Source organism: Rathayibacter rhapontici (assembly GCF_001995175.1).
Classification (GTDB): Bacteria; Actinomycetota; Actinomycetes; order Actinomycetales; family Microbacteriaceae; genus Rathayibacter.
Genome location: NZ_MUKN01000083.1, coordinates 1 through 11,807, shown reverse-complemented (window position 1 = coordinate 11,807; position 11,807 = coordinate 1). Strand labels below are relative to the sequence as shown.

Genomic DNA, 11,807 nt, shown 5'->3' with positions numbered 1-11,807 from the left:
GCCGGGAGCACTCGGCGGCGGGGGGCACCGTCTGACAGACTGGGCGGATGCCGCTGACGCCCGCAAGCAAGCCCATGAGCGCCGGGGCGGCCGAGGTCATGCACCGCGCCGCACGCCTCGAGGACTCGATCCACCGCTTCCGGATGCGCCGGGTGAAGCGCCGGGGCTACGTCGCCCGCGTGATCCCCTACACCGGCTACGGCTCGACCGGCCAGCTCCGCGTGCTCGCCCGCGTCCTCTACACGCGGCCCACCCCTCCCGGATCCGAGGAGGTGCGGCCCGTCGAGGGCGTGCGCGGCTGGCGGAGCTTCACGAGCGTCTTCGTGAGCGGAGCCGTCGTGTCCGTCGAGGTCGACGGGCAGCGGCACGACATCGTGGCCGACCGCGGCGGGGTCGTCGACTCCGACATCCCGATCACGCTCGAGCCCGGCTGGCACACGATCACCTTCACCACGGCCGACGCGAAGCCCGTCGAGGCCCCGGTGTTCATCGTGCGGCCCGAGGCGCGCATCGGCGTCGTCTCGGACATCGACGACACGGTCATGGTCACCGCGCTCCCTCGCCCGTTCATCGCCGCGTGGAACACCTTCGTGCTGAACGAGCACGCGCGGATGCCCACGCCGGGCATGGCGGTCTTCCTCGACCGCTTCTCGCGGCAGAACGACGGCTCGCCCGTCATCTACCTCTCCACGGGGGCGTGGAACGTCGCTCCGGCGCTGACCCGCTTCCTCTCGCGCCACCTCTACCCCGCCGGCGCACTGCTGCTCACCGACTGGGGCCCGACGCACGACCGTTGGTTCCGCAGCGGCAAGCAGCACAAGGAGCAGAACCTCCGCCGCCTGGCCGCCGAGTTCCCCGACGTGCAGTGGCTGCTCGTCGGCGACGACGGCCAGCACGACGAGGAGATCTACTCGGACTTCGCGAGCGAGCACCCGGACAAGGTCGCGGCGATCGCGATCCGGCAGCTGTCGACCGGTGAGGCCGTGCTCGCGGGTGGACGCTCGAAGGCGGCCGACCGCTCCCAGACCAGCGGCACCCCCTGGGTCTACGCGCCCGACGGCGCCGGGATCGCCGAGCAGCTGACGGAGCTCGGACTGCTCTGATCGAGCGGTCGCGCGGCGTCGCGGACCCCCGGGAACGACGACGCCGTCCGACTCCCGAGGGAGCGGACGGCGTCGGAGCGGATGGGGCGGACTACGCCTGGTGTGCGGCCTGAAGGTCGAGGGTGATGGTGACCTTCTCGCCGATGAGGACGCCGCCGGTCTCGAGCGCGGCGTTGTAGGTGAGGCCGAAGTCGGTGCGGTCGATGGTGGTCTTCGCGGTCAGACCGGCCTTGTAGTTGCCGTAGGGGTCGGTGCCGAAGCCGCCGAACTCGACCTCGAAGGTGACGGGCTTGGTGACGCCCTTGATGGTGAGGTTCCCGTCGACGAGGAAGTCGTCGCCGTTCGCGCGCACGCCGGTCGAGGCGAAGTGGATCTCGGGGTGCGTCTCGGCCTCGAAGAAGTCGCCGGTGCGGAGGTGTCCGTCGCGGTTGGGCTCGTTGGTGTTGATGGAGGCGACCTCGGCGGTGGCCTCGACGGTCGAGTCGAGCGGGTTCTCACCGGTGGTGAACGTCGCGGTGAAGCGCTCGAACTTGCCCTTGACCTTGCTGATCATGAGGTGGCGGACGCTGAAGGCGACCTCGCTGTGCGTGGGGTCGATGACCCAAGAGCCGGCCTTGTAACCGGGGATGGAAAGCGTGTCGGTCATGATTACTCCTCGAGGATGTGGTCGATGCGGAGAGCTGCTCCCCGTCCGATACATGCAAGCGTATCGACGATCCGACTATTCCATGTAGCTACAACTAATTTCCCGACGGCCCGGGCGTGGCGGATCCGGCCTCGCGCGCCGGGTTCCTGATCCCGAGCAGCGAGACCAGTCCGCCGAGGATCAGCAGGACCGCCGTCGCCAGGGCGCGCGGGAGAAGCCGCCGTCGTCGAGGGTGTCGCCGACCACGAGGGTGGTCGCCGCGATCGCGACCAGCCCCGCGATCCGCGAGACCGCGTTGTTCACGGCGGAGCCGACTCCGCTGTGCTCGCTCGCCACCGCGCCGAGGATCGTCGAGGTGAGCGGGGCGACCGTGACCGCGAGCCCCAGGCCGAACAGCAGGATCCCCGGCAGCAGCTGGGTGAGGTAGTCCGCCGGCTCGCGGACGCCCACCATCAGGAGGAACCCGCCGCCGGCGACCAGCGGCCCGAGCCCCATGAACAGCCGGGGCCCGAAGCGGGCCGAGAGCGACCCGGAGACCTGCGAGAAGAGCAGCAGCAGGATCGTCGGCGGCAGCGTCGCCAGACCGGCGAGCGTGGCCGAGAAGCCCAGGCTCTGCTGCAGGAACAGCCCGAGGGCGAAGAAGCCGAACGAGAGCGCGCCGTAGACGAACGCGGTCGCGATGTTCCCGACCGTGAAGTTGCGCGAGGCGAAGAGCGAGAGCGGCAGCATCGGATGCGGTGCCCGCCGCTCCCAGACGACGAACGCCGCCAGCGCCGCGAGCCCGACGACGAGCGCTCCGAGCACGAGCGGATGCGCGGGGCCGAGGCGCTCCTGCTCGATCAGCGCGAAGACCGGACCGCCGAGCCCGACGACACCGAGGACCGCGCCGACCCCGTCGATCGGCACCCTGCTGCCGGTGTCGACGTGCCCGAGGCGCCGCAGGAGCACGATCGTCACGAGGATCGGGAGCACGTTGAGCGCGAAGACGTAGCGCCACGACCCCGCGTCCACGAGCAGTCCGCCGAGCACCGGGCCCGCGATCGTCGCGGTTCCCGTCCACGCGGTCCACGCGCCGATCGTCTTGGCCTGCGCAGCGCCGCGCACCGTGGCGATGATCAGGGCCAGCGAGCTCGGCACGAGGATCGCCCCCGCCGCGCCCTGGAGCATCCGGGCGACGATCAGCACCTCCGCACTCGGGGCGACGGCGCAGAGCAGCGACGTGACTCCGAAGCCGACCAGGCCGATCATCATGCTGCGGGCCCGGCCGATGCGGTCGGCGAGCGACCCCGCGACCAGGATCAGCGCGCCGAGGGTGATGAGGTAGCCGTCGACCACCCACTGCTGGACGGCCAGCCCGCCGCCCAGCTCGTCGGTGATCGCCGGCAGGGCGACGTTGACCACGGTGCCGTCGAGGAAGGCGACGAAGGAGGCGAGGATCGCGACGACGAGGACCGCCCGGCGACGGCGCTCCCCCTCGGTGGAGGCGGGGGCGTCGGTGCTCACGTGCGGTTCCGGCTCATCCGCTCACGCTACTCCCGGGCGCTCCGGCGAGCGGTCCTCAGCCGGGTCGCCTACTCTCGTAGCCATGTCTGCGCAAGGAACCGCCCGCGGCGGCGTGCTCGCCCGCGTCCTCGGGATCGTCGGGGCGAGTGTCGCCGGGGGCCTGCTGATCACGGTCGGCGTCACCCCCGCTCTCGCCGTCACCGGTCTCGCCTCGAACAACCCGATCGGCCTGTTCGAGACGGTGCCCGAGTACCTCGAGCTGGGGCAGCTGGCCCAGAAGACCGAGATCTACGCGAAGAACGCCGACGGCACTGACGGGCTCCTCGCCTCCTTCTACGCGCAGAACCGCGAGGAGGTGACCTTCGACCAGGTCAGCCAGGCGGTGAAGGACGCTGCGATCTCGACCGAGGACCCCCGCTTCTACGAGCACGGGGGCGTCGATCTGCAGGGCACGATCCGCGCCGTGGTGAGCAACGTGATCGGCGGCGACCTGCAGGGCGGCTCCTCGATCACCCAGCAGTACGTCAAGAACGTGCTCGTGCAGCAGGCGGAGGCGCTCAGCGACGTCGACGAGGCGGCCTCGCAGGCCGCGTACGACGAGGCCACGGCGACCACTCCGGCGCGCAAGCTCAAGGAGATGAAGCTCGCCGTCGACCTCGAGAAGAAGTACAGCAAGGACGACATTCTGCTGGGCTACCTCAACATCGCCGGCTTCGGCGGACAGGTGTACGGCATCCAGGCGGCCGCCGAGTACTACTTCTCGACCAACGCCGCCGACCTCACGCTCGCGCAGGCCGCCAGCCTGATCGCCACGGTGAACAACCCCAATGGGCTGCGCATCGACGTCGCCGAGAACATCCCCGCCAACAAGGTCCGCCGCGACTACGTGCTCGGCCGGATGCTCGAGGAGGGCACGATCACGCAGGCCGACCACGACGCCGCACTCGCGGAGGAGGTCGTGCCCGCGATCAAGGAGACGCCGACGGGCTGCCAGACGGCCGGCACCGCCGCGTTCTTCTGCGACTACGTCACCCGGGTCATCCAGAACGACCCCGCGTTCGGAGCCGACGAGGCCACGCGCTTCGCGAACTTCCAGCGCGGCGGCTACAAGATCTACACGACCCTCGACCGCGATCTGCAGGACACCGCGACGAGTGCGATGAACGAGTGGGTGCCGAAGACGCCGATCGACGAGGTGAACATCGGCAGCTCGACGGTCTCGATGGAGGTCGGCACGGGCCGCATCCTCGCGATGGTGCAGAACAAGGACTACGACGCCGCCGGATCCGTGAACGGCGAGAACTTCTCGGCCATCAACTTCAACACCGACAACGCCTACGGCGGCTCGAACGGGTTCCCCGTCGGCTCGACGTACAAGGTCTTCACGCTCGCGCAGTGGCTCGCCAACGGCCACACCATCTACGAGACGCTGAACGGCCGCGAGCGGGGCTTCTCGGGCTTCACCGCGAGCTGCGACCCCGACGGGGGCGACGGCCTCAGCTACCCCGAGGTGAGCAACGACGACGGCGAGAGCGGCACCTTCAGCGTCCTGCAGGGCACCATCCGCTCCATCAACACGATCTACGTGGCGATGGCCCAGCAGCTCGACCTCTGCGCGATCCGCGACCAGGCCGCGCCTTCGGCGTGAAGACCGCGTCGGGCGCTCCCCTCAGCTACCAGCCGTCGGCGGTGCTCGGATCCGGCAACGAGATCTCGCCGCTGTCGATGGTCACCGCGTTCGCCGGCTTCGCGAACAACGGAGCCGCCTGCACGGCGATCGCGATCGATTCGATCACCGACTCGGTCGGCACCCCCGTGCCGCCGCCCGTCTCGACCTGCACCCAGGCCCTCTCCCCCGAGCTGACCGCCGTGGCGAACGACGCGCTGCAGGACGTGGTGACCGGTGGCACCGCCGCCGCGTCCGATCCCGGCGACGGCATCGAGCACATCGGCAAGACCGGCACGACGGACGACGCGATACACACCTGGATGGACGGCGCCTCGACGGAGGTCGCCACCGTGGTCTGGGTCGGCAACATCACCGGGGACGCCTCCATGCGCGAGGTGCGGGTGCGCAGCACCGAGACCGGGAACCGCGCCTACGCCTCGAACCTCCGCCACTACATCTGGAACGCGGTGATGACTCGGGCCGACGAGAAGTACGGCGGCGAGGACTTCGCCGACCCGAGCTCGGCGCTGCTGAACGGGCGCCAGGTGACCATCCCGAACGTGACCGGCCGATCGGTCGACTCCGCGACGGAGGTCCTCGAGGACCTCGGCTTCGACGTGGAGGAGGGCGGCACCGTCGACTCCGCCGCTCCGGCCGGCACGGTCGCCGGCACGGACCCCGCCTCGGGCACCGCCATCGCGCGCTACTCGAGCATCACGCTGCTGATCAGCAACGGGTCCCAGGTGCCCGCTCCGGCGCCCGAGACCCAGGAGCCGACGCCGACGGCCACCGAGACCGCTCCGGCGGCCACGGAGACGCCGGTTCCGGAGCCCACCGCCACGGCGACCGCGGTCCCGACGGCCACCTCGACCCCGGAGATCGACGAATGAGCACCGGCTTCGACCCCGCGTTCCTCGGCGCGCCGCTCACGGCACCGGCACCGGCGGCCGACCGCGCGGTCCGCGTCCTGGCGTACACGCACTTCGAGGTCCTGCTGGATCCGGAGCGGCGCCTCGCCCTCTCGACCGCGGTGAACATCGACGGGGCGGCGCTGCTCGACCTCGGACGCGGGGACGACTGGCACCTGGACGACCGGGTGCCCGAGTCGGAGCAGACGGGTCCCGAGGTCTACGCCCGCAACGACCTCGACCGCGGGCACCTCGTCCGTCGCCGCGACCCCGTGTGGGGCGCGCCGGCCGAAGCCCGCGCGGCCAACTACGACAGCTTCTGCTACACGAACGCGGCCCCGCAGGCCAGCGGTTTCAACCAGTCGAAGGAGCTGTGGCTGGGGCTCGAGGACTTCGTGCTCGCGTACGCGCAGACCTCGCGCTCGCGCCTGAGCGTCTTCACGGGCCCCGTGCTCGCCGACGGCGACACGGTGTACCGCGGAGTCGGCATCCCCCGGCGGTTCTGGAAGATCGCCGCCTGGAGCCCGGACGGCGAGGGCCTCGCGGCGAGCGCCTACCTGCTCGACCAGTCGGAGCTCGTCGAGACGGTCCGCGAGACCGCGGCCCCCGGCCTCGCGGCGTTCAGGACCTTCCAGGTGCCGGTCGAGGAGATCGGCGCCCTCACCGCGCTGGACGTCTCCTCGCTCGCCGCGGCGGACGTGCTCGTCAGCGCGGGAGTGCGTCCCGAGGAGCTCCGCCGCGAGCTCTCCTCCCCCGAGGACGTCCGCGCGGGACTCGCCGGGCGCTGACCGGCCGCGCGGGCCAGGATGGGGGAATGACCTCCCCCGTCCTCGTCGAGATCGACGACTCCGGCACCGCCGTCCTGCGCGATCCCTCGATCGGGCTCGTCGCGGTCGACGAGCCCGGCTACCTCCGCGGCGACGGCGTCTTCGAGACCCTCGCGGTCGTCCGGGGTCGCCCGCACGGTCTCGACGAGCACCTGAGCCGCCTGGAGGCCTCCGCCGCCGCGGTGGACCTGGCCCTCCCTCCCCGCGCGGCGTGGGAGGCGGCGGTCGCGCTGGCGATCGCCGAGCACGACGCCGTGGACGACCTGTCGGTGCGCCTCGTCGCGAGCCACCGCGCCTCCGCCGCCCGCTGCACGGTGCGCGCCGAGCCCACCGCCGACGCGCGCGCACTGCGGCGCGACGGGGTCGCGGTCGTCGTCCTCGACCGCGGCTACGCGAGCGGCGCGCAGGAGACGGCTCCCTGGCTCCTGGGCGGCGTCAAGTCGACCTCGGGCGCGGTCACCCGCGCCGCCCTGCGTGAGGCCCGCCGTCGCGGCGCCGACGACGTGGTCTGGCGCACGAGCGACGGGCTGCTCCTGGAGGGGGCGACGTCGAGCCTGGTGCTGCTCGCCGAGGGCGCGCTGCTGACGCCCTCCGCGGGCTCCGGCATCCTCGACGGCACGACCGTCGCGCGGATCCTCGCGATCGGCGCAGGTCGGGGGCTCGAGACCGCGCGCAGGGAGCTCCCCGCCGCGGCCCTGGGCGGCGCCGACTCGGCGTGGCTCGTCTCGAGCACCCGGCGCGCCGTCCCGATCCGCTCGGTCGACGGAGTGGGACTCCGCCTCGACCGTGCGCTCACGGACGCGTTCGAGCAGGGCCTGCTCGCCGACTGAGCTCAAGCAGCCGCAGCGAGCACGAGCGCGGTCCGGGAGCCGACTCCGGACGACTCCGCGTCCCGCAGGTCCTCGACCGTGTCGACGTCGAGTCGCAGCGTGGACTCGCGGGGCACGTCGAGGACCCGGCAGCCCGCCGCCCGGTGGCGGGCGAGGGATCCCGGGCCGAACGCCGGCTCGACGCGCTGCGCCGCCTCGACGAGGAGCGCCGTGGTGCCCGTTCCGGCCCGGTCGCGACGACGGCCGGCAGCGGCGCGGCCGCGGCGAGCACGCCGTCGAGGTCCGCGGGACGCAGCGCCGGCAGGTCGCCGGTCAGGGCGACGACGCGCGCCGTCTGGTCCAGCAGCAGAGCCGCCTCGATCCCGGCCGTCACCGCCGGGTTGAGCGCGCCGGGATCGGGCACGACGACCAGCCCCGGGTTCTCGTCTCGGGCTCGGGAGGCGGCGGTCTCGTCCGAGGTGACGAGCACGACCGCCGCGATGCGGTCCGCGACGGCGACGGCGGCGAGGGTGTCGAGCAGGAACGCCTCCGCGAGCGCCGCCCTCCCGTCGAGCTCGAGGCGGGTCTTGGACGAGCCGCGGCCCTTGAAGACCACGACGGCGCTCCAGCGGCCGGTCACTCCGGAGCCGCCCCGAGCTCGGCGCGCGCGGCCGCTCGGCCCTCGGCGTACGCCTCGTCCGCGCCGAGGCGGAACATGTCCTCGGGACCGGTGCGGGTGAGGCTCCGCGCGCCCGGAGCGTCCAGCCCGGTCACGTACCGCCCGAGCCCCCGCACGACCGCCACCGGGCGCCCGCTCGACTTGCCCTTCACGAGATCGCCGAGGGCCGCGATCTCGTCGGCCACGGCGGGCATCGTGACTCCGAGCGTGCGCCCGAGGGCGTCGACGGCACCGCGCAGGTCGTCGATCACGTGCAGGCCGGCCGCGCCGATCGCGGCGTCGGTCTGCCCGACCCGCCACGCGCGGCCGAGGGTGTCGCTCACGACGACGCCGACCTCGACGCCCAGGCGCTCGCGCAGACCCGAGCACAGGGCGCGCGCGAGGCGTCGGGATCCACGGGGAGCAGCAGCACGGTGCCCTCGGCGACGTTGCTGGCGTCGACGCCGGCGGCGGCCTGCACGATGCCCAGCCGGTTCTCGACGATGCGAGTGACGCCGTGAGCGTGGGCGCGGGTGGCGACGACGCGCACGGTCTCGGCGGTGATCGCCTCCTCGCGGTCCTCGGCCGCGACCACGCGCCCCTCCGCCTTCGAGACGATCTTGCTCGTGACGACGAGCACGTCGCCGCCTCGCGGGCGGTCCTCCTCGGCGGCACCGGCGACGGCCGCGAGGATCAGCTCGAGCAGGTCGTCGCCGGGCGAGACCTCGGGGATCCCGTCGAGGGCCCAGGCCTGGACGCGTGTCGCACTCATCGGTCCATTCTCCCCCGCCCCGGGGCGGTCGCCCGACGCGGCGCTCAGGCCGTGAGGTACGCCGCGACGGCCGGCGGCACGTACGGCGACACGTCGCCGCCGAGCGAGGACACCTGCCGGACGAGGGAGGAGGAGACGTGGGCGTGCGCCGGATCGGGCAGGAGGAAGACGGTCTCGACGTGCGCGAGGTTGCGGTTCACGATCGCCATCGGCGTCTCGTAGGCGACGTCGACCTGCGACCGGATGCCCTTCACGAGGATGCTGGCGCCGACGTCGACGCAGTAGTCGACCAGCAGGCCCATGCTCCAGGACGCGACGACGATCGAGCCCTCGATCCCCGCCTCCCGGATCGACTGCTCGATCAGGGCGACGCGCTGGGCGATGGGCAGCAGCGCGGTCTTCGACGGGTTGTGGACGACGACCACGTGCAGCTCGTCGACCAGTCGCGCGGCGCGCTCGATGACGTCGAGGTGGCCGAGGGTGACGGGGTCGAACGAACCGGGGACGACGGCGATGCGGGCCATGCCGACAGCGTACCGGCCGACTCCGGCGCCCTCCCGTGAGCGGGCGCCACCCGTCCGGGGTCAGCTCTTGGCGAGGAACTCGCGGTCGCGGTCCTGCACGCGGCGCTCGAGCGCGGCGCGGAGCCGGTCGTGGGCCGAGAGCGAGGGGTCCTCCTCGAGCAGCCGCTCGGCGAGGGCGCGGGCCTCGACGATCAGGTGGGCGTCCTGCACGACGCGCAGCAGACGGAGGGAGGAGCGGCCGCCGGACTGCGAGTCGCCCAGCACGTCGCCCTCCCGGCGCAGCTCGAGGTCCACCTCGGCGAGCTCGAAGCCGTCGAGCGTCGCGGCGACGGCCTCCACGCGCTCGCGGGCGACGGTGCCCGCCTCCGCCGCCGTGACGAAGAGGCACACGCCGGGCACGCCGCCGCGCCCGATCCGCCCGCGCAGCTGGTGCAGCTGCGAGACGCCGAAGCGCTCGGCGTCCAGCACGATCATCATCGACGCGTTGGGCACGTCGACGCCCACCTCGATCACGGTCGTCGAGACGAGCACGTCGATCTCGCCCGCGGCGAACGAGCGCATCACCGCGTCCTTCTCCTCCGTGCTCATCCGCCCGTGCAGGGCGGCCGAGCGGCGGTGCTTGAGCAGCGCGTGCGAGCGCACGCCCTCGAGCGTCTGGGCGACCGTCGAGAGCGGAGCGGCCGCCTCCTCGGGAGCCGTGGCAGCGGCTCCCTCCGCGACCTCGCCGGGCTCGATGGCCGGGCAGACGAGGTACACCTGGTGGCCCTGGCGGATCTCCTCCTCGGCGCGCTCCCACGCCCGGGCGATGAGGCCGGGCTTGTCGGTGAGCGGGACGACGTGGCTCGTGATGCCCGGGCGCCCCGCCGGCAGCTCGCGGATCGTCGACGTGTCGAGATCGCCGAACACGGTCATGGCCACGGTGCGCGGGATGGGCGTGGCGGTGAGCACGAGCACGTGAGGCGGCTGCGCTCCCTTGCGCCGCAGAGCGTCGCGCTGATCCACTCCGAAGCGGTGCTGCTCGTCGATCACGACCAGCGCCAGATCGTAGAACGAGACCTTGTCGCCCAGCAGCGCGTGCGTGCCGACGACGATCTTCGCGGTGCCCGAGACGATCCGCAGGAGCGCCGCGCGCCGCTCCGCCGCTCCGAGCCCGCCCGTCAGGAGGGTCGGGACGAGCGCGGTGGAGAGCTCGGGCCCGAGCGTCCGCACGATCGAGCGCAGGTGCTGCCCCGCGAGAACCTCGGTGGGGGCGAGCAGGGCGGCCTGTCCGCCGCTCTCGGCCGCCGCCAGCATCGCGCGCAGCGCCACGAGGGTCTTCCCCGAGCCCACCTCGCCCTGCACCAGTCGCGACATCGGGCTCTCACCCGCGAGATCGGCGGCGATCTCGGCGCCGACGGAGCGCTGGTCGCCCGTGAGCGAGAACGGCAGAGCCGCGTCGAAGCGCTCGAGCCAGCCTCCCGGCTCGGGCACGCGCGGGGTCGCGGGGGTAGCCCGCGCGGCGGCCCGGCGCTCGAGGAGCGCGAGCTGCAGGAGGAACGCCTCGTGGAACCGCAGCGTCTCGCGCGCCCGCGACTCCTCGCCCTCGCGCGCGGGGCGGTGGATCAGCTCGAGCGCCTCCCCCAAGGGCATCAGCGAGCGACCCGCGCGCACCGACTCCGGCATCGGATCGGGCACGTCGCGCAGACCATCGAGGATCACGCCGATCGCGGCCTGCAGCTGCCAGCTCGAGATCGCACTCGTGGCCGGGTAGATCGGGATCGGGCGCTCGGCCCAGTCCTTGGCCAGGGCCGACCCCTTGTCGGCCTCGGCCGTCGCGGCCTCCTCGTCCTCGAAGAGCCGGTAGTCGGGATGGGTGAGCTGCACCGTCTCGCGGAACATCGAGACCGTCCCCGCGAAGATCCCGCGCACGCCGCGGCGGAGCTTCGCCGCCCGCCACGGCTGTCCGAAGAAGGTCAGCGACAGGGCGCCCGTGCCGTCCGAGATCACGACCTCGAGGAGCGAGCCGCGGCGGTTGCGCATCGGGCGCTCGCGGACCTCGCGCACCTCCGCCACGATCGTCACGCTCTCGCCGACCGGGAGTCGCGAGAGTCCGTGAGCTCGCCGCGCTGCGCGTAGCGGCGCGGGTAGTGCCCGAGCAGCTCGCCGACGGTGCGGTAGCCGAACGCCTTCTCGACCGCGGTGGCCGTGCGAGGGCCGATCACCGGCGCGAGGGAGGCGTCGAGGGGGTCCGGGATCACGTCGATCATAGGTCGGAGCTCGGACGTCCGACGCGGGAGAACACGCCGAGCGCCGACCGCGGGAGCACCGCGGCGAACGCGCGGCGCGGAGTGCCCGCCGCGATCCGCAGCGCCCGCACCACCCGCGCACCGGCGGCCCAGCCCGCCGCCT

General features: G+C 72.9%; 9 protein-coding genes and 2 pseudogenes. 5 read left to right on the top strand and 6 right to left on the bottom strand.

Features of this window, described 5'->3' with window-relative positions; all coding sequences use genetic code 11:
• The first annotated feature begins 47 nt into the window (after positions 1–47).
• Entirely contained in the window at positions 48–1,103 is a 1,056-nt protein-coding gene (locus B0T42_RS17750) for an App1 family protein (RefSeq protein WP_077224328.1), read from the top strand.
• A gap of 91 nt (positions 1,104–1,194) precedes the next feature.
• Here the strand turns inward: B0T42_RS17750 and B0T42_RS17745 are convergent, their stop codons facing one another.
• Together B0T42_RS17745 and B0T42_RS17740 are read right to left on the bottom strand one after the other, a co-directional pair.
• Positions 1,195–1,749, bottom strand: coding sequence for a YceI family protein (locus B0T42_RS17745; RefSeq protein WP_077224327.1), 555 nt, complete (start codon positions 1,747–1,749; stop codon positions 1,195–1,197).
• Between the two features lie 180 nt (positions 1,750–1,929).
• Positions 1,930–3,252: an MFS transporter gene (locus B0T42_RS17740; protein WP_342418280.1), complete on the bottom strand. Its 1,323-nt coding sequence runs from the start codon at positions 3,250–3,252 to the stop codon at positions 1,930–1,932.
• An 82-nt stretch (positions 3,253–3,334) separates the two neighbouring features.
• Here B0T42_RS17740 and B0T42_RS17735 point away from each other — a divergent pair, with 82 nt between their 5' ends.
• The 4 genes from B0T42_RS17735 to B0T42_RS17715 are packed head-to-tail and all read left to right on the top strand — an operon-like array spanning position 3,335 to position 7,486.
• On the top strand, positions 3,335–4,900 hold the full coding sequence (locus tag B0T42_RS17735; protein ID WP_077224326.1) for a transglycosylase domain-containing protein: 1,566 nt from the start codon (positions 3,335–3,337) through the stop codon (positions 4,898–4,900).
• Positions 4,897–5,811 (top strand): PASTA domain-containing protein, encoded by a 915-nt coding sequence (locus B0T42_RS19020; RefSeq protein ID WP_083741872.1) that lies wholly within the window; start codon positions 4,897–4,899, stop codon positions 5,809–5,811. The genes B0T42_RS17735 and B0T42_RS19020 overlap by 4 nt, the downstream gene beginning before the upstream one ends.
• Positions 5,808–6,617, top strand: coding sequence for a DNA/RNA non-specific endonuclease (locus tag B0T42_RS17720; protein WP_077224325.1), 810 nt, complete (start codon positions 5,808–5,810; stop codon positions 6,615–6,617). The genes B0T42_RS19020 and B0T42_RS17720 overlap by 4 nt, the downstream gene beginning before the upstream one ends.
• Before the next feature lie 26 nt (positions 6,618–6,643).
• Entirely contained in the window at positions 6,644–7,486 is an 843-nt protein-coding gene (locus B0T42_RS17715) for an aminotransferase class IV (protein ID WP_077224324.1), read from the top strand.
• Here the strand turns inward: B0T42_RS17715 and B0T42_RS17710 are convergent.
• The 4 genes and pseudogenes from B0T42_RS17710 to B0T42_RS17695 form a co-directional block, all read right to left on the bottom strand.
• Complete coding sequence (locus tag B0T42_RS17710; RefSeq protein WP_077224323.1) at positions 7,449–8,105, bottom strand: NTP transferase domain-containing protein; 657 nt, start codon at positions 8,103–8,105, stop codon at positions 7,449–7,451. The genes B0T42_RS17715 and B0T42_RS17710 overlap by 38 nt on opposite strands.
• Positions 8,102–8,895: pseudogene (cofE, locus tag B0T42_RS17705) on the bottom strand (coenzyme F420-0:L-glutamate ligase). Before cofE ends, B0T42_RS17710 begins: the two are co-directional and overlap by 4 nt.
• Before the next feature lie 44 nt (positions 8,896–8,939).
• Entirely contained in the window at positions 8,940–9,419 is a 480-nt protein-coding gene (gene coaD, locus B0T42_RS17700) for a pantetheine-phosphate adenylyltransferase (protein WP_077224322.1), read from the bottom strand.
• 60 nt (positions 9,420–9,479) lie between these two features.
• Positions 9,480–11,665 (bottom strand): annotated as a pseudogene (locus B0T42_RS17695) (ATP-dependent DNA helicase RecG).
• Positions 11,666–11,807 lie beyond the last annotated feature (142 nt).